This window comes from Pseudomonas sp. FEMGT703P (assembly GCF_002786345.1).
GTDB classification, from domain to species: domain Bacteria; phylum Pseudomonadota; class Gammaproteobacteria; order Pseudomonadales; family Pseudomonadaceae; genus Aquipseudomonas; species Aquipseudomonas peli.
This window is the reverse complement of sequence record NZ_PGCM01000004.1, coordinates 117,957-136,485: the sequence shown is the minus strand read 5'-3', so window position 1 is coordinate 136,485 and position 18,529 is coordinate 117,957. Positions and strand designations below refer to the sequence as shown.

Genomic DNA, 18,529 nt, shown 5'->3' with positions numbered 1-18,529 from the left:
AATCCTCCAACCCTACTTTTTAAGCAGGCGCAGGCCGTTGAACACCACCAGCAGACTGACACCCATGTCGGCAAAGACGGCCATCCACATCGTCGCCTGCCCCGTTAAGGTAATGGCGAGAAACAGGGCCTTGATCCCTAACGCCAGCACGATGTTCTGCTTGAGGATGACGGCGGTCTGTTGAGACAGGCGGATGAAGGCCGGGATCTTGCGCAGGTCGTCATCCATCAAGGCCACATCCGCAGTTTCGATGGCCGTGTCCGTGCCGGCGGCGGCCATGGCGAAACCGATTTCAGACTTCGCCAGCGCCGGCGCATCGTTGATGCCATCGCCGACCATCCCTACAACGTAGCCGCGCGCCTGCAATGCTTCAATGGCCTGCAATTTGTCGACTGGCAGAAGGTTGCCGCGTGCCTCGTCGATGCCTACCTGCTGTGCAATCGCATCTGCGGTGTGCGGGTTATCGCCGGTCAGCATTGTGGTCTTCACGCCAAGCGCGTGAAGCTCCTCAATTGCCTGGCGGCTGGAGTCCTTGACGGTATCGGCAACGGCGAACAGGGCAATGGCACGCTGCGGATTGCACAGCACCACCACTGTTTTACCTTGGCGTTCGAGACGCTCCAGCGTCGCTTCCAGCTCGGGTGAGCAGAGGCCAAGCTCTTCCACCAGGCGGTGGTTACCCAGGTGGAAATCTATGCCTTCGATGGTGCCTCGAACACCTCGACCCGGCAGGGCTTCGAATCCCTCAACGGCAGCAAACGTCAGGCCATTCTCAGTGGCATGCTTGGCTATTGCCTGCGAAACCGGGTGGTCAGAGCGACTGGCGAGGCTGGCAGCATGAGTACGGTAGAGTTCTGAATCCTGTTCAACCAACGGCATGTAATCGGTCTGTACCGGCTTGCCATGAGTAATGGTTCCGGTTTTGTCGAGTGCCAGGAAGCCAAGCTTGCCACCGATTTCCAGATAGACGCCGCCTTTGACCAGAATGCCTTTACGCGCCGCCGCTGCCAGGCCACTGACAATGGTGACGGGCGTCGATATGACCAAGGCGCAAGGGCAGGCGACCACCAGCAGCACCAAAGCACGGTAGATCCAGTCGTACCAGGGCTCGGCCATGAAGAGTGGCGGCACAATGGCGATAGCTAGGGCGAATAGGAATACGACAGGGGTGTATACCTTGGCGAATTGATCGACAAAGCGCTGGGTCGGCGCACGTGAACCCTGCGCCTCTTCGACCGCGTGAATGATACGTGCCAGCGTGGTGTTGGCAGCGGCGGCTAGGACGCGGTATTCCAGGGAGCCGGCTTCGTTGATGGTTCCTGCAAAAACCGGGTCGCCAATGGTTTTCTCTACGGGCAGGCTTTCCCCCGTGATGGGCGCTTGGTTGATGGTGGAGTTGCCGGACGTAACCTCGCCGTCGAGACCGATTCGTTCGCCCGGTCTTACCCTGACCAATGCGCCTACGGCGATAGTTTTAACGTCAACTTCAAGCCATGTGCCATCGATCTGCTGCACCGTGGCGCGCTCCGGCGTCAGATCCATCAGGCCGCGGATGGCATTGCGAGCCCGATCCAATGACTTCGCTTCGATCAGTTCTGCTACAGAAAAGAGGAACATGACCATGGCCGCTTCTGGCCATTGCCCAATCAGCACCGCACCGGTCACCGCGATACTCATCAGCGCATTGATGTTCAGGTTGCGGTTCTTCAGCGCGATCCAGCCCTTTTTATAGGTCGTTAGGCCGCACAGCAGAATGGCGAGCAGCGCCACGCCAGCCACAGCCCAATCTGGCGCAAGCTCGGCAAAGTGGATCACTTCCGCCGATACGGCGGCCACGCCCGAGAGCGCCAAGGGCCACCAGGCTTTCTTGCGCGGGGTTCCTTGCGCTTCTTCATTTGCTGTTGCTGAATCCTCAACCACTGGCGTGAAACCAAGGTCGCGAATCGCGGCCAGTGCTGCTGGCAATGCTTCTGCTGTGTGGCTAAACGTCAGTACGCGTTGCAGCAGGTTGAACTCCAGCGCGCTGATGCCGGGCACTGAGGAGAGCTTGTCGCGGATCAGCTTTTCTTCCGTTGGGCAGTCCATCTGTTCAATTTTGATGCGGGCTTGCCCTTCAGCAGAGAGCGGTTCTGCCTGCATTCCCAGGGACAAGATCGCCTCCTCGATGGGGGCGGTCGACGGCAAGTTGTGCCATACCCCAAGAATCCGTTTGATCAGGTTGAAGTCGAGCTTATCTACGCCTGCGAGCTTGCTCAGCTTGTCCTGAATCAGCGACTGTTCGGTAGGGCAGTCCATTTGCGCAATGCGAAAGCTGCTGAGCCTGGAGCCAGCTACGGCATTTACCGTTGAGGCTGTAGCGGAGGAGCACTTAATTGCCTCATTGGGGTCACAGCAGACATCATTTGAAACCGCTTCAGGTTTGTGTTCATCACTGCAGCAGCCAGCCATGGGGGTATCCTCATTGATCAGTTATGCAGAGTGAACACCCTGAAGCCACTACAGGGTCAAGCGTTTGTCGAAGAGGTATTTCATGAAAATTGGAGAGCTGGCCAAGCTTGCCGATTGCCAGGTTGAAACGGTTCGCTATTACGAGCGCGAGGGGCTGTTGCCGGCTCCGGCTCGCAGCGAGGGTAACTACCGCCTGTACAGCAGTGAGCACCTTGAGCGGCTTACGTTCATTCGCAACTGCCGAACGCTGGACATGACCCTGGACGAGATCAGAAGTTTGCTGGCGCTGATGGATCGGCCAGAGGAAAACTGTGAGGGTGTAAATAGCTTAGTGGATGAGCACATTGAGCATGTGCAAGCACGCGTGACCAGCCTGTTGGCGCTGCAAAAACAGCTGGTTGAGTTGCGCCACCGCTGCGCTTCTGAGCGGGGCGTAGACGAGTGCGGAATCCTCCAGCGCCTGAACACCACTGGCGGAGTCAATGCGCTTCCGGATGACGGGCACACCCATGTTGGGAAAAGCCACCGTCATTGACCATCGCCTTAGAAGAGCGCGGAAAGTATTTACAAACCCCCGGCGCGATTCACGTTGTAGTTGCCAGCCCCAGCCTTAATGGGAGCTTCGTCATCAAGATGAACCGCCCAGCTCGATAGTTGCTGTGCCTGCTGGTTGCAACGCCAAGCGAATCGACCGGTTCCTGTGCAGGACGCATGCTGTAACACAAAGCCAATCGACAGCTGCTGCGGGCCCGCTAACGTGCCATCCCTATTTAAGGAAAATGGCGAGTAAATAACGATGAGAAGCCAGAGTCACCCCTCCGCTAACCCCTGGGGTTTGCTGCTCTCTGTGTGGTTGCTGGCTGTGGCCGCAACCCTAGCCGCCTTGTTTATCGGTGAAGTCATGGGCAAAACCCCATGCGTGCTGTGCTGGTTCCAGCGCATCTTCATGTTTCCTTTGGGGGTAATGCTGACGGTCGCCTGTTATCGCGCGGACTTCGCCGTTTGGCTTTACGCCTTGCCCCTGGCCGTTATCGGTTGGGCAATCGCCCTGTATCACTCCCTGCTGTTCATGGGCATACTTCCAGAAAACCTCAAGCCGTGTAGCGCCGGAACCTCCTGTTCCGGGGCCGATATGCTGATCTTTGGTAGCGTGCCGCTGCCGCTGCTTTCCCTGGCGGCTTTCACCGCCATCGTCTTGCTTCTTGCCCTGATTCGCCGGAGAACCCTTGTATGAATAGACGTGCCATCGTACTGACCATCAGCGCTGTAACCATTGCCGGCTTTATCGCTGCGGCAGTGCTCTATCAGCGTTTTTCAGCACCTCAGGAGACTCAAGCAGTCACCCAGGCGAGCAGTTCGTTGGTACGTTTCCACTCGCCAACCCTTGGGCCAATCAAGGCGCCGGTCACCATCGTCGAGTTCTTCGACCCATCGTGCGAAAGCTGCCGGGCGTTCTTCCCCTACGTAAAGCAAATCATGGCGCAGTACCCACAGGACGTGCGTCTGGTCGTGCGCTATGTGTTGTTCCACAAAGGTTCAGAAGAGGCCGTGCGCCTGCTGGAGACGGCGCGAATGCAGGGGCTTTACGAGCCTGTGCTAGCAGCCGTGCTGGAGGCCCAGCCGCTGTGGCATGACGACGCGAAAGCGCAGAAGGCCTGGGAAGCCGCAGCAGCAGTTGGCCTGGATGTCGAGAAGGCCCGCGCCACGATGAACTCGCCGGCTATCGACGACATCCTGGCTAAAGACGCAGCGGACGTTAAGAAAGTGGGGATTCAAGGCACGCCAACTTTCTTCGTCAACGGCACGCTGTTGACGAAGTTCGGCCCGGAGCCGCTGCTAGAACTAGTGCAGAGCGAACTGCAAAAAGTACGCTAAACATAGCGACTGGCGCAAACGCTGTGGCTGCGTTATCGAGCACTTTTATGCGAACACTGGAAAACAGGATACCTCCGCCGATTGTGGCCAGTATTTTCGGGTTACTTATGTGGTTGGCAGCCTGCTATGTGCCAGGTCTCGCCTCGAAAACCTCTGGCCTGATCATCAAGGGCGGCCAGGAGGAGTTATCGAGGTTGGCGGTAAACGAGTACCGTTGTATGTCCGCGGCAAGGGCGGCGGGAATTGCGGTGCCGGAACTCTATCTCTCCGCCAACGCCAAGTAGTTAGTTATGCGCCGCATCGACCGAGATGAGAAGCTCAACCCCATCGGTTTCGAGGACAGGGTGGCATTGAGGGGCTGGCCGCGGAGCAAAAGTACAGCAAGAGCTATTTGGCCTTAAATGCCAGTACAAAGCCAGATGATGGCACCCGACTTGGCTAGTGCCCCTTTGATGGCAGCTTGACCACCGAGCCGCCTTTGGCAGGCTTACGAAACACTGGGCTCTCATCTAAGAATTCCGCAGGATCGATATTCTTACGGCGAGCAATCATAGAGGCGTATATGAGTCTTTCGCGCTCCCTATTTAATTGCTTCGTCAACTCCTGGACCTGTGCCTTGAGCACCTCGATCTGGTGATCTCGATCACGATCTCTGGCCGCTTTCAGTGAAACCTCTTGATCGAACTGTTTCTCACCACGAGCATAACTTTTGACAACTTCCTTAATACGTTGAAACTCTTTTTCAAATTCCTTGTTTCGCCAAAGGGTCGGCTTAGATACACCAGACTTATCGGTAATATACTTCCACCCAAAGTTTGAAGGATCTATCAGCTGTCTTTCAAATTGTTGCAATACCGAAAAAGCTTTACCCCATTGCTCAGTAGACGTAGTCACAATCAAGCTACTCCACATTGGAATACACAGTCGCTTGGAACAGAGCCATTGGTCCTAAATGGCTGATAGTCCTTACTCTTTTCAACTTGAATTTCGTTAAGCACCACCTCAGAATTATCTAAAATATAAGAAGCATTTCTAAAAATCGCCATTTGATGTTCGATATGCATTTCAACAGACTCTACCGGGATACTGGGTCTATTCAAGGCTTCAAAAAGCCGCGCCAACTCAATTTCTGATCTATTACGCTCTGACTCGACTTGCTTTATTTGAACTGGATCTAAAAGATCTACAACGAACTCTCTACAGCCTTTTCCTGAATTGCCGGTCAGACACTTCAGATGAAATTCGCAGGGCTTCAAATTAATATCACGAAAACAATGCCCAAGCGGACCGTAATGTACGGTTTGCAGCATATCAGTCAAAAAGGTCTGCACATTCTGGGTCGGAATATCATTGTCAGTCCAAGCCTTGACCTTATTCGCCAGATCACCAATAAAGCGGGACTGCTCAGAGAGCATAAGCTCACCGACTTTCTCAGCACGTTCTTTAGCAGTCTGATGATCGTAATGATCACCTTGACTATCAGATCTTCCCATCCACTTATTCACAATACTTGCAGCCAAGCCCGCCCGAAAAAGTGAATTAGTTTGCCAATGTCGTCCCTTGTGGGTCTGAAACGTACTTACAATCTCTTCATTGGCTACAACACCGTAACGGACAAACGCTGACTGCCCCTGCTTAGCTGGTTTTATCGCATATAGAACAGAAAAATAGCCAAGGATAGATGGAATGTGTTCGTTATACACACCGCCAAGATTGCTTGGGACAACAAATAAATAATCAGAGACTTTTTGATTTATCCCAAATGTAGCCGAACCAATCTCTACTCCATCCGCTAGAAGTTCCTCTTTAATTCCCTGGATTAGTTCTGACTTAACTTTTGTATTAACTGATACAAAAGCATCTACAACGGCACTTTTAATGCTGGCCTGTTCAACCAAGAACCCAGATACGGCAGAATGCTTAACTCTATTGCTTTTCGCGACTGGCCTATAAAAATTGATTCGTTCTTCCGAGACTCTAAGAAACGAGTAGAACCCAGCCGCATTTGCATTAGCAATGTAGGTCATGGTCTTCTGGTTGAACAGCTCTGGATAAAGTTCCTCAGCATCTAATATCGGAATGTAAGCGCGATAATCATACCCACCACTGACAATATTTCTTATTGCGGCAACTGCATCGTCACGACTAAGATATACTATCCTCGCACCATAAAGACACGACTCCCCCGTCAAGACAAAGGCTTCCAAAGAAGCCAGGCTTTGCGACTGCAACCTATCTTTTAGAGCGTGTACATCCTTAGACCGACTTCCTGCAGGTGGTCGTTTATGGAGCACCTCAAAAAACTCAGAATATAAAACAATATTGCGGCGAAACTCTATCAATTGAGCAAGTCGCTGCTTAACATCAGATCCTCGTACATAATAAACGCACTTTACCTTTCCGAGTGATTTTGAAGTTATCTTAAATCCGTTTTTTTTGTAGAATTTAAGGAGTGAAGTAGAGTCGTGCGAATTCGAGGCAAATGGTAAGTACTCACGCAAATTCTTGAGCTCAACAAGTTCTTCATCCGGCAGATACTTCAGGAGGCGCAACTGTCTTTCAGACGCTGAAACATTAGACTCTATTTTCTTAGATAGACAGTTTAGGGTAGACTCAATATGCCGATCAATTGCTTCTGTTCTTCCCTGAAAGCGATAATCGAGAGTCTCGGCATAGGAACCATCTTCAATGCTCAAAGCCCTTTTTCTGTAGGGTTCGCAGATGGCATCAATTCGGAGAACCGCTTCACAGAGGGCGGCTCTCCAGATAGTAGGGACATACCTGGCGATTGGCTCCGCACCTTTTTCTGTCCATACTCGACAATATAACTCACTGTTTATTGTAACTAAGCAGTTCTTAGGTAACCGCAGAACCTCCCCGATTCTTAGGCCTAATCCATATTGAAATGCCTGAGTCAGAACCGACAACATATCCATCTGAGCACGAAAGCTGCCATCCCACTGGTCTTGCACTGCCCACTTCAACGCTATGATTGCTTTGACCAATTCTGGAAGCGGCAGTTTATCTCCAAGGGCAACACGGCCATACTTATCTTTCTCTTGAAGATCCTGCGTACCGATGAGGTCAAAATTGCTAACGGTCAAGGAAGAATTAAAGATGAATCTGATAAAATAATTTAGCGATCTACATGCACTAGCAGGTGATTTATAGCGTGTTTGAATATATTTAAACGTTGTCATGTAGGAAGATTGATCAAGCCCTCTAAGGTTAACAACACCCTGAGCAGCCATATACTTTACCGCAGCCGATAAGTCCATAACGCGACCAGCTGATACCACCTTGTGGTCCGCCCTTCTGTCCCAGAGATAACTTACCAAGAAGACCTTATTAAGTAGCATTAACTCTGCATTAGTTTCTCCGCGAGCCAGCAAATAAACATTATGCCTTCCGTTATATAACCAGGAGAGATCCTCCCACTTTGACCCATTGAAACAACTGAGTTTTGAGAATCTCTCCTCGGCTTTGCTGGCAAGGCGGTTTAGCTTAATCCGAAGCTCCTCATGCAAAATATCCTGTGCCATTATATTTTGCACTCAGACTTCCTTCACATTAATTAGAACCACGTCCTGCCCTTCAGAGTAGGCGATTGCAGCACGGCAACCAGCTATGGCCTGGTCTATAACTGAAACTACATTAGCGGTGCTGACGGTTAGCAAGCGATCTTTTCGCTCTACCAAACCCTCCAAAGCACTTTCATGTGCTACAACATCTTTATTAGGACAAAATCTGTCACACGAATAGCAAGATACCGCCGGCTCCTCGAAGCATATAGATTGAGACGCACACTTTCCTATGACATTGAAATTTCTTGGTTCACATACGTGACTATATATATTATTTACAAGGTCACCTTCTCTCATCCAAGCAGCTGTGAATTGCTTCTGTTCAATGCGACTCAACGTAGCATTTTCTAGAATCTCCCACATTTCATGAGTGAATCTGAAGTAGTGTTTAATGCTATTCGTATCATTGTGATCGAGTAAATCGGCAAGCTCTTCTGGCGAACAACCGGACATTACTGCTTGCGTGCCAACCGTGTAACGAAATCTATATGCACACAAACTGAATTTCTTTCCGGTACGAGGGGAAAATGGCAGCCTATGTTCATTTCCCCAAAGGATATAATTAATTTTGCCACTCGACTTTTGGTAGAGTATGGCCCGCTTTGACTCATCTGAGAAATAGTCACTTGACAACCGCTCTGCATCTTCCCAGTAGTGACTTCCTAAGGTATTTCCGTCTCGTTCTAAATTTATCGATTTTGAGTTAATAAAAAGTGGTAGCTCTGCAGGATCAATACCATCGGGATTTTTTGCAGAATCTATGTAAGACTGAATAAGACTTGCAGTTCTTTCCGTGAGTATTCGAGAGCTGAATTGAACTCGCCGATTGCGCGAATCTTGCTTCACGCGCGGCACGTTAAGATAATACAATCCGCTCCTACTATCTTTAATAAAATCTTTTCTTTTCAATAAAGAAATTTGTATTGGTCTCAACCCAAAACACAAACACAGATCTAACACCAAGCGAAATTCCAACGGAAGTGCCTGGTTATTAACCTGACCTGACAGTACGGAAACTTCCTCTCTAGTAAATGGCCCTCTGGCATCATCCATTACAAATAGAGCTAAATAGGCATTTTCTTTACCTGAATAATTTCGAAGTTTATGGAAATCCTCATACACTTCAAGTGAAAGATCTTCATAGCCGCAAAGCAATAGAAACTTCAAAAATTCCTTACAAGCAGAGATATATGCTGCCTTTTCTTTATTTTCAAGCACAGAAAGACTTTCCAAGAAGTCATTGATATGAACTCCTTTGGACATCTCACGGGCAAACAAATCAAGAAATTTATATTTAATTCTAACAGTTGAAGCGTGATATCTCTCCAAGATATATCTTAGATAACTCCTCGCAATCTCTCTTAACTCAAAATCCAACAGATTAAGATAATGTGATGTAAGATAAACAAACTCACCCGTATCATCCGGCAATTTTATTGCAGATCGAAAGCCACCATACTCATCAAATAATTCGATGTCATAGCCCAATCGACTTTTTACAAAAGTGCCTCCCGGCAAAAAATCTGAAAGTTCATCGTTGCCGGACAACACCCTCTGACTCTGGAGTTCTTTCATTTAATCAACCAGTTGTGGCTTAAGGGCTTCTTGCTGGAGTAGGGCTTGTAACTCGGCTACTTTGGCTTGTATCGATCCTTTAGCATAATGCTCAGGCATATTACTATTCTTAGCCCAACCGCCTGCCGCTTCCTGAATAGGTGCTTTCAAAATCTTACGACTTAAACCACTTTCACCCTTAAACTTTCTATCCAGTGCCTGATTCAAAAGATCATGAAACGTATTGCGAAGGCGATGGGGGCTGAGAAGACCCACAAACTCTGGATATTGTTTTATAAGTTCATTCAGGATTGAATTAGGAGTCTGCACTGAAAGAGGACGCCCATCCCGGTAAGACAGGAAGACATAGCTTGTTGACTGCCAGCCGATGAATTCTTTTCTGACATTCACAATGTAGTGTTCAACTAATGCGGCCAGTTGATCATGCAACACCACCTGCCGACCGAGTGTTTTAACTGAGGGGGACTCAGCGCGAGGATAATCAATCACATCTTTGTTCTTGACGATGTCGTAATACTTTCGCATTCCTGTAAGCTGGAAATTATTCAGCTTCAACAGTAACGTCTCACCTTTACGATTTCCGCCCAACATCAATAGAAGCAGGAGAATATAATTTCTCCATCGCACCTTATAAATCTTCCAAGGATTTAAATTATTGCTCTCATCAGGGTCAATAATAGCAATGAACTTAGCCTGAAGTGCAGGAGTAAGGCCGATCCTGTCTTTTTTATCGCCCCTGTAAGGAGCTTTCATATACAACTTGAAGCCGGCAGTCATCCTCTCATACGAACGCTTAGCAATTTTAAGTTGCTCCAAGTTTCGAGCGCACCGCCCCTCATAGAACAGCCATAGGTAATCTATAAATTTTTTAGCGCCTCGCATGCGGGCACCATACCAATTCGGATTAACCTGCTCGCCGCTCTGTTGAGCAAAGCCGCAATACGATGAGAAAGATTCAATTTCACCGATAGTAAGCGGATTAAGATTTGCGATGCGCTCGATCAAATCTACTTTTTGAATTTCACAGAACCGATATAGGATCAGAATTGAACTCTGATCAACTCGTATGGTATTTGGCTTCGAGCCATTGTCGAATCGTTGCAAAGCATACGCGCCGGCAAATATATCAACCTGGCTACTTTCAGTTACTAACTTTAGTTTTATACCGCCCAATTTATCGAAGACGACGGTAGTGAGCGAAAAGACTGAATTCTTCAAATGAAACACCGCGCTTTTTTCACGAGCACGGAAGCCTATAGACAGGCTAAATGGGCGTCAATAATGAAACGCTACTGCTTCAATGCGGTCACTTTTTCTTTTAAATACTTAATGAAACACCGTTTCGATATTTTCACTTACCCCAGATAGTGCAAAGCCCCGATTCTCGGGGCTTTGCAGAACTTATCCACAGAAAATGAAACACTCTCTGTTTAATTTACAGCATCTTTCAGGGACTTGCCTGGTTTGAAGGCTACGGTGTTGCTGGCCTTGATCTTCACCGGCTCGCCGGTTTGCGGATTTTTACCGGTGCGAGCACCACGGTGGCGTTGCACGAAGGTACCGAAGCCGACCAATGTGACGCTGTCCTTGCGGTTCAGTGCATTGGTGATTTCTTCGAGTACGGCGTTAAGTACACGGTTTGCCTGATCTTTAGTCAGATCCGCCTTATCGGCGATGGCGGCGGCGAGTTCCGGTTTACGCATAAATGCCTCTTTACGGTTTTTTGTTGTTGTGTCCGGGCTGCTCTGCGCGAGCAGATACCAAGGCGCGGCAACAGCTCTAGGCTGCGGCAGACTGAGGGAGGATGGCATGCCATCCAGCCCTGCGCCAGTCTTGTCCGACAGTTAAACCGGGCAATTTTGTGGCATATCCGACAGAACGACCGTCATTCAGGCCAAAAGCGCAGGCAGCAGCTTATTCAACGCCAATTTGTCCTGCACGGCCGTACCGGTGAGGGCGTAGCCCAGTAGCGCACCGCTGCTGTCATGGCACAGCGCCTTGATATCAGCGCCGCTGCCTTCAACGCTCCACTCGCCTTGCAGCCCGCGCGGTGGTGGCGATACCACCAGCGGACAGACCGGAGTTTTTACCGTTACTGGCATCGGCCCGTAGCTGACTGCCGTAGGGGTACCGGCCAGGGTTTGGGCCAGTGCACGGGCACTGGTCATCAGCGGCATAACGTAGAGCAGGTTGATGCCATCGACTTCGGCGCAATCACCCAGGGCGTAAATATTGGCGTGCGAGGTGCGCAGCTGGCGGTCGACCATCACCCCGCGATTGACCGCCAGCCCAGCCGCTGCCGCCAGCTCGATACGTGGACGCAGGCCCACAGCCGAAAGCACCAGATCGCACTCAATCAGCGTGCCGTCGGACAGGTGCGCTTCCAGTGCATCACCTTTGTGATTCAGGCTGGCCAACACCGGCCCGAGGTGAAAGCGCGCGCCCAGCCCTTCCAGACCCGCTTGAACTGCGGCGGCAGCAGCCGGATGCAGCAGGCCAGGCATCACCTGCTCGCAGGGTGCGACCAGTTCGACCTGGTAGCCGCCCAGAATCAGGTCATTAGCAAACTCACAACCGATCAGCCCGGCGCCCAGCAGCAGGACGCGCTGCTTGCCGGCAGCAGCCGTGCGAAAGCGTGCATAGTCTTCAAGATCATTGATCGAGAAGATCGCATCGTCGGCATCACCTTCCACCGGCACACGAATCACCTCGGCGCCCCAGGCCAGGATCAGGTCGCGATAAGGCACAGCCTCTTCGCCAATCCACAGCTGCTTGTGGCCGGGGTCAATGCCGCTGATCCGAGTATGGGTGCGAATTTCCGCGTTGAGCTGATCGGCCATGGCGCCCGGCTCGGCCATGCTCAGGCCATCGGCATCCTTGTTTTTGGCAAAGCCGGTGGACAGCATGGGTTTGGAATACGAGCGACCGTCGTCAGCGGTGATCAGCAGCAGCGGGGTCTCGCTGTTCAGCTTGCGAAATTCACGGGCCAGGTTGTAGCCGGCCAGGCCGGTGCCGACGATGACGACAGGTGCACTCATGCTGCATTCCTCACACAGGCCGCGCATTGCGGCGGCCGTAATAGATTTCAGGGCTGACGCGGCTCAGACAATCTCGATCATCTCGAAATCCAGCTTGCCGACGCCGCAATCGGGGCACAACCAATCGGCGGGAATATCTTCCCAGGCCGTGCCCGGGGCGATGCCTTCCTCGGGCAGGCCGAGGGCTTCGTCATAGATAAAACCGCACACCACACACTGCCACTTGCGCATAACCACCTCGCGCTTAATCAGCTCGTTCGAGGGTTTAGTATGCGCACTCGCTAAACAAAACGGCGACCCGCAGGTCGCCGTTTGTCACAGCCTGGACTCAACCGATTTCGATCATTTCGAAATCCAGCTTGCCCACGCCACAGTCAGGGCACAGCCAGTCTTCCGGGACATCCTGCCAGAGTGTCCCGGCGGCGATACCGTCATCAGGCCAGCCTTGGCTCTCGTCGTAAATCAGTCCACAGACCACACATTGCCACTTCTTCATAACTACCTCAGGTGGATCACACGGCTATTGCGCCGGGGAAACTACCGTATATGCGCAGGTGCGCCAAGCCGCCGGGCGATGAATAGCGCGCCATTGAGGCCAACCAAAGTCGGGTTGTGCCCGGCGTAGCGGCCAATCGCCGCGCCTTGCGTCATCTATCCAGGCGCAAGGCCCATGCTAGACTCGCGCGCCTCTGCCTACGGTGAAACCGCTCGTGCCCCACACCGCCCTCGCCCACCCGCCGCGTTGGCTAACTGCCAGCCAGCTGCACCCTGCGCCCACTGCTGCGGTGCGCGACTGGCTATTCAATGAGGATTCGCTGACGCAGCGGCTCACCGCCCTGTCGGCCGATAGCTTCAGCGTCACCCCGCTGCAGGAAGGCTGGCAGCACCTGCGCAGCGATGAATGCAGCGCACTGGGCGTGGTCAACGGCAGCCAGGGCTGGGTGCGCGAAGTGTATCTGCGCGGTCACGGCCAACCCTGGGTATTTGCCCGCAGCGTGGCAGCCCGCAGCGCATTGGAAGGTTCCGGCCTGGCGCTGGACCAACTCGGCAGCCGCTCGCTGGGAGAGTTGCTGTTCAGCGACCGCGCCTTCGATCGCGGCGAACTGCAGGTATGCCGCTACCCGGCGCAGTGGCTGCCAGTGGAAGCCTGCCGCGAGCGCCTGTGGGCGCGGCGCTCGTGCTTTAGCCGTGGCGCGCTGGGCGTATTGGTGGCCGAGGTGTTCTTACCCGCATTCTGGCAGGCCGCCGAGATCGACACGCCGTAAGGCGGGTGTCGTTTTTACATCCACCTGACAGCCACCATGCTGGATCGATAAAACGTGATCCACCCTACGCCCGTCTTATAATCAGCCGCACCTCGCATGGAGACGCGCTCGATGTATACCCGCCTGCTGCATTCACTTAATCGCCTGCACCCACGCGCCTGGGACTTTATCCAGCTGATGCGCCTGGACAAGCCCATCGGCATCTACCTGCTGCTGTGGCCAACGCTGTGGGCGCTGTGGGTTGCTGCCGAAGGCGTGCCGAGCGTGAAGAACCTGCTGATCTTCGTGTTCGGGGTGATTCTGATGCGCGCTGCTGGCTGCGTGATCAACGACTACGCCGACCGCAACTTCGACGGCCACGTCAGCCGCACCAAGGCCCGGCCGCTGGCCAGTGGCAGGGTCAAGCCGCGTGAAGCGCTGATCCTATTCGTCGTGCTGGTGGCGCTGAGCTTCGTGCTGGTGCTGTTTACCAACGCCACCACCATCTGGCTGTCGTTCGGCGGCCTGGCTCTGGCCGCCTGCTACCCCTTTATGAAGCGCTACACCTTCTACCCGCAGGTGGTGTTGGGCGCGGCCTTCTCCTGGGGCATGCCCATGGCTTTCACTGCCGAAACCGGCAGCCTGCCACCGGAAGCCTGGCTGCTGTATATCGCCAACCTACTATGGACGGTGGCCTACGACACCTACTACGCCATGGCCGACCGCGAGGACGACCTGAAGATCGGCGTGCGCTCCACCGCCATTCTGTTTGGCGATGCCGACCGTCTGATCATTGTCATCCTCCAGGGCCTGGCGCTGCTCTGCCTGCTGCTGGCGGCGGCGCGCTTCGAGCTGGGCTTGTACTTCCACCTCGGTCTGCTGGTCGCGGCCGGCTGCTTTGCCTGGGAGTTTCACAAGACCCGCAACCGCAAGCCAATGGCCTGCTTCAATGCCTTTCTGCATAACCATTGGGCTGGTCTGGCGATCTTTATCGGCCTGGTAGTGGACTACGCTGTGCGCGGCTAGAAAGAAGCTTTGCCGCGCACCTGTCATATCGCTGCAATAATTCCGTTATCTAATGCAGCCCATTACAGCGAGATGACCCGAGGCTTGACCCATGGTTGGCAAGAACATCCTGATCGTCGATGACGAAGCACCGATCCGTGAAATGATCGCCGTGGCCCTGGAAATGGCCGGCTACGAGTGCCTGGAAGCGGAAAATACCCAGCAGGCACATGCCATCATCGTCGACCGTAAACCTGATTTGATTCTGCTCGACTGGATGCTCCCCGGCACCAGCGGCATTGAGCTGGCGCGTCGCCTCAAGCGCGATGAGCTGACCGGCGACATCCCGATCATCATGCTCACGGCCAAAGGCGAAGAGGACAACAAGATCCAGGGCCTGGAAGTCGGCGCCGACGACTACATCACCAAGCCATTCTCCCCGCGCGAACTGGTCGCCCGCCTGAAAGCCGTGTTGCGCCGCGCTGGACCAACCGACAGTGAAGGGCCGATCGAAGTTGGCGGCCTGCTGCTCGACCCAGTCAGCCACCGCGTCACCATCGACGGCAAACCGGCCGAGATGGGCCCCACCGAATACCGCCTGCTGCAGTTCTTTATGACGCACCAGGAGCGCGCCTACACCCGCGGCCAGCTGCTAGACCAAGTCTGGGGCGGTAACGTGTATGTCGAGGAGCGCACCGTCGATGTGCATATCCGTCGCCTGCGCAAAGCCCTCGGTGAGGCCTACGAAAACCTGGTGCAAACCGTACGCGGCACCGGCTATCGTTTCTCCACCAAGAGCTAACACGGTTAGGATGGCCTGCTGGCGCGATGAGCGCTCGGTGAAAAGGATTGATTGGCGGATGAGCTCGAATTGAATCAAGACTGGCGCGGCCCCCTGATACGTCGCTTGTTGCTCCTGGTCAGTGTCTGCCTGCTGCTGGGGCTGATCACTGGCGAATACGCCTGGGCACTGGTCATTGGCCTGGCCGGCTACCTTGGCTGGCACTTGCAACAACTGCTACGTCTGCACAAATGGCTGCGCACCCGCCAGGGTGACGAAGCGCCGCCCGATGGCTACGGCCTGTGGGGCGAAGTGTTCGACAGCATCTACCACCTGCAGCGCCGCGACCAGAAAGTCCGTGGCCGCCTGCAGGCAGTGATCGACCGCGTCCAGGAGTCCACCGCTGCGCTTAAAGATGCGGTGATCATGCTCGACCGCGACGGCAACCTGGAGTGGTGGAACATCGCCGCCGAGAAACTGCTGGGCCTGAAAACCCCACAGGACAGCGGCCAGCAGATCACCAACTTGGTACGCGACCCGCGCTTTATCGAATATTTCGAGAACCACAATTACATCGAGCCGTTGGAGCTGCCCTCACCAGTCAGCGACCGCCTGCGCCTGCAATTCCACATCACCCAGTACGGCAACCGCGAACACCTGATGCTGGTACGCGACATAACCCGCCTGTTTCAGCTGGAGCAGATGCGTAAGGATTTCGTCGCCAACGTCTCCCACGAGCTGCGCACCCCCCTGACAGTGATCAGCGGCTACCTGGAAACGCTGTTGGATAACGTGGAGGACGTAAATCCGCGCTGGCTGCGCGCCCTGCAGCAGATGCAGCAGCAAGGCGGACGCATGCAGAATCTGCTTAATGACCTGCTGTTGCTGGCCAAGCTAGAAGCCACCGACTACCCCTCGGACAATCAACCAGTGGCCGTCGACCTGCTGCTGCTGAGCATCAAGAACGATGCCCAGGCGCTGTCCGGCGAGCGCCACCACCGCATCAGCCTGGAAGCAGACCCGCACCTCAAGCTCAAGGGCAGCGAAACCGAGCTGCGCAGCGCCTTCTCCAATCTGGTGTTCAACGCCGTGAAATACACCCCGGACGAAGGCAGCATCCAGATTCGCTGGTGGGGCGATGAACAGGGCGCGCACCTCAGCGTGCTGGACAGCGGCCTGGGTATCGAGGCCAAGCATCTGCCGCGCCTGACCGAGCGCTTCTACCGGGTCGACTCCAGCCGCGCCAGCAACACCGGTGGCACCGGGCTTGGCCTGGCCATCGTCAAGCATGTGCTGCTGCGTCACCGCGCGCGCCTGGATATCACCAGCACCCTGGGCAAAGGCAGCACATTCACCTGCCACTTTCCGACGCTGCAAATGGTACGGCGCGGCCAGTAACCGCGCCCTACTTGCAAAGCCGGCTGTCAGCCCCCACCCTTTAGCGGTCATTCACTACCCGAACCCTTTATGGACCCCTCCACGAGTTACGTCGCCAGCAACTATTTCGCCGATTTCGGTCTCGTCCTATTCGCTCTGTTTCTGGTGCTGCTCAACGGTTTCTTCGTTGCCGCCGAGTTCGCCATCGTCAAACTGCGCGCCACCAAGGTTGACGCCCTGGCGGAAAAAAATGGCTGGCGCGGGCATATTCTGCGCACCGTACACAACCAGCTCGACGCCTACCTCTCAGCCTGTCAGCTGGGTATCACCCTGGCCTCCCTCGGCCTCGGCTGGGTCGGCGAACCGGCCTTTGCCCACCTGCTCGAACCGCTGCTGGCGGGTATCGGTATCGAATCGCCGAAGCTGATACATGGCATCGCCTTCTTTACCGCGTTCTTTATCATTTCCTACCTGCATATCGTGGTCGGCGAGCTGGCACCCAAGTCCTGGGCCATCCGCAAACCCGAGCTGCTGTCGCTGTGGACGGCCGCGCCGCTGTACATGTTCTACTGGGCCATGTACCCGGCGATCTTCCTGCTCAACGCTAGTGCCAACGCCATCCTGCGCGTAGCCGGCCAGGGCGAGCCGGGGCCGCATCATGAGCACCACTACAGCCGCGACGAACTCAAGCTGATCCTCCATTCCAGCCGCGCCAGCGACCCCAGCGACCAGGACATGCGTGTGCTGGCCTCGGCCGTGGAGCTGGGCGAACTGGAGGTGGTGGACTGGGCCAACTCCCGCGAGGACCTGGTCTCCCTGCCGCTGACAGCCGCATTGGATGAAGTGTTCAGCGTGTTTCGTCGGCACAAGTACAGCCGCTACCCGATCTACGACGATATCAGTGGCGAGTACGTTGGCGTATTGCACATCAAGGACTTGCTGCTGCACTTGTCGCTGCTGGAGATGCTGCCCTCGGCACTGAAACTGGCTGACCTGATGCACCCTGTTGAACGCGTCGGCCGGCACATGCCGCTGTCCAGCCTGCTAGAACAATTCCGCATAGGTGGTTCGCACTTCGCCTTAGTCGAAGAAGCCGACGGCAAGGTAATCGGCTACTTGACCATGGAAGACGTACTGGAAGCCCTGGTGGGCGACATTCAGGATGAACACCGCAAAGCCGAGCGCGGCATTCTCGCGTACCAGCCGGGGAAACTGCTGGTACGCGGCGACACGCCACTGGCCAAGGTCGAACGCCTACTCGGCGTCGACCTCGATCACGTCGAAGCGGAAACCCTCGCCGGGCTGATTTACGACACCCTCAAGCGCATGCCCGAGGAAGAGGAAGTACTGGAAGTCGACGGCCTGCGCATCATCGTCAAGAAGATGAAAGGCCCGAAGATCGTGCTGGCCAAGGTGCTTAAGCTGGATTGAGGGACAGACTGCCGTAGAACGTGTTTACGATCTTGCGAGCTAGAGTCCTACACGGCGCTACCTAGGAACAGCCTTCGGCTGGTCAAGACAGCGAGCAAGCGGACTGGGCTCGCACGCGAGTGTACTTTCGTACATGAGCATTACTCATTCCACTCGCCCTTCGGGTCGCGC

At 54.2% G+C, this 18,529-nt stretch carries 17 protein-coding genes and 1 pseudogene; 9 read left to right on the top strand and 9 right to left on the bottom strand.

What is annotated here, in order from left to right; genetic code table 11:
- Positions 1–12: 12 nt before the first annotated feature.
- The gene (locus CUR33_RS03370) at positions 13–2,295 is read right to left on the bottom strand and encodes a heavy metal translocating P-type ATPase (protein WP_167144326.1); all 2,283 of its coding nucleotides are present in this window, start codon (positions 2,293–2,295) and stop codon (positions 13–15) included.
- 235 nt (positions 2,296–2,530) lie between these two features.
- Here CUR33_RS03370 and cadR point away from each other — a divergent pair, with 235 nt between their 5' ends.
- The 4 genes and pseudogenes from cadR to CUR33_RS03350 form a co-directional block, all read left to right on the top strand.
- Complete coding sequence (gene cadR / locus CUR33_RS03365) at positions 2,531–2,983, top strand: Cd(II)/Pb(II)-responsive transcriptional regulator (RefSeq protein WP_167143962.1); 453 nt, start codon at positions 2,531–2,533, stop codon at positions 2,981–2,983.
- Between the two features lie 261 nt (positions 2,984–3,244).
- On the top strand, positions 3,245–3,682 hold the full coding sequence (locus CUR33_RS03360) for a disulfide bond formation protein B (protein WP_167143966.1): 438 nt from the start codon (positions 3,245–3,247) through the stop codon (positions 3,680–3,682).
- The gene (locus tag CUR33_RS03355; RefSeq protein ID WP_167143970.1) at positions 3,679–4,323 is read left to right on the top strand and encodes a DsbA family protein; all 645 of its coding nucleotides are present in this window, start codon (positions 3,679–3,681) and stop codon (positions 4,321–4,323) included. The genes CUR33_RS03360 and CUR33_RS03355 overlap by 4 nt, the downstream gene beginning before the upstream one ends.
- Before the next feature lie 143 nt (positions 4,324–4,466).
- A pseudogene (locus CUR33_RS03350) lies at positions 4,467–4,723 on the top strand (HipA domain-containing protein); the annotation flags it as partial.
- Between the two features lie 38 nt (positions 4,724–4,761).
- On the opposite strand, the gene CUR33_RS03345 reads toward CUR33_RS03350, so the two are convergent.
- From CUR33_RS03345 to CUR33_RS03310, 8 genes are all read right to left on the bottom strand, one after another.
- Positions 4,762–5,217 carry a hypothetical protein gene (locus CUR33_RS03345; RefSeq protein ID WP_167143973.1) on the bottom strand — a complete coding sequence of 152 codons (456 nt, stop codon included), beginning with the start codon at positions 5,215–5,217 and terminating at the stop codon, positions 4,762–4,764.
- A 2-nt stretch (positions 5,218–5,219) separates the two neighbouring features.
- A complete protein-coding gene (locus CUR33_RS03340) occupies positions 5,220–7,877 on the bottom strand; it encodes a hypothetical protein (RefSeq protein ID WP_289238703.1) in 2,658 nt (885 codons plus the stop codon).
- A complete protein-coding gene (locus CUR33_RS03335; protein WP_167143979.1) occupies positions 7,878–9,482 on the bottom strand; it encodes a site-specific integrase in 1,605 nt (534 codons plus the stop codon). It abuts the gene before it with no gap.
- Entirely contained in the window at positions 9,483–10,700 is a 1,218-nt protein-coding gene (locus CUR33_RS03330; protein WP_143003809.1) for a tyrosine-type recombinase/integrase, read from the bottom strand.
- Positions 10,701–10,912: 212 nt separating this feature from the next.
- A complete protein-coding gene (locus tag CUR33_RS03325) occupies positions 10,913–11,185 on the bottom strand; it encodes an HU family DNA-binding protein (protein WP_090250753.1) in 273 nt (90 codons plus the stop codon).
- 186 nt (positions 11,186–11,371) lie between these two features.
- The gene (locus CUR33_RS03320) at positions 11,372–12,520 is read right to left on the bottom strand and encodes an NAD(P)/FAD-dependent oxidoreductase (protein ID WP_289238702.1); all 1,149 of its coding nucleotides are present in this window, start codon (positions 12,518–12,520) and stop codon (positions 11,372–11,374) included.
- A gap of 63 nt (positions 12,521–12,583) precedes the next feature.
- Positions 12,584–12,751, bottom strand: a complete 168-nt coding sequence (locus CUR33_RS03315; protein WP_282874646.1) for a rubredoxin — start codon at positions 12,749–12,751, stop codon at positions 12,584–12,586.
- A gap of 97 nt (positions 12,752–12,848) precedes the next feature.
- Positions 12,849–13,016: a rubredoxin gene (locus CUR33_RS03310; RefSeq protein WP_090250760.1), complete on the bottom strand. Its 168-nt coding sequence runs from the start codon at positions 13,014–13,016 to the stop codon at positions 12,849–12,851.
- Positions 13,017–13,230: 214 nt separating this feature from the next.
- Here CUR33_RS03310 and CUR33_RS03305 point away from each other — a divergent pair, with 214 nt between their 5' ends.
- The 5 genes from CUR33_RS03305 (at position 13,231) to CUR33_RS03285 (ending at position 18,358) form a co-directional block, all read left to right on the top strand.
- A complete protein-coding gene (locus CUR33_RS03305) occupies positions 13,231–13,785 on the top strand; it encodes a chorismate--pyruvate lyase family protein (RefSeq protein ID WP_289238701.1) in 555 nt (184 codons plus the stop codon).
- A gap of 111 nt (positions 13,786–13,896) precedes the next feature.
- Positions 13,897–14,790: a 4-hydroxybenzoate octaprenyltransferase gene (gene ubiA, locus CUR33_RS03300; protein ID WP_289238700.1), complete on the top strand. Its 894-nt coding sequence runs from the start codon at positions 13,897–13,899 to the stop codon at positions 14,788–14,790.
- A 91-nt stretch (positions 14,791–14,881) separates the two neighbouring features.
- Complete coding sequence (phoB, locus tag CUR33_RS03295; RefSeq protein WP_090250769.1) at positions 14,882–15,571, top strand: phosphate regulon transcriptional regulator PhoB; 690 nt, start codon at positions 14,882–14,884, stop codon at positions 15,569–15,571.
- Between the two features lie 69 nt (positions 15,572–15,640).
- Entirely contained in the window at positions 15,641–16,948 is a 1,308-nt protein-coding gene (gene phoR, locus CUR33_RS03290; protein ID WP_289238699.1) for a phosphate regulon sensor histidine kinase PhoR, read from the top strand.
- A 69-nt stretch (positions 16,949–17,017) separates the two neighbouring features.
- On the top strand, positions 17,018–18,358 hold the full coding sequence (locus CUR33_RS03285; protein WP_289238698.1) for a hemolysin family protein: 1,341 nt from the start codon (positions 17,018–17,020) through the stop codon (positions 18,356–18,358).
- Positions 18,359–18,529: the final 171 nt, after the last annotated feature.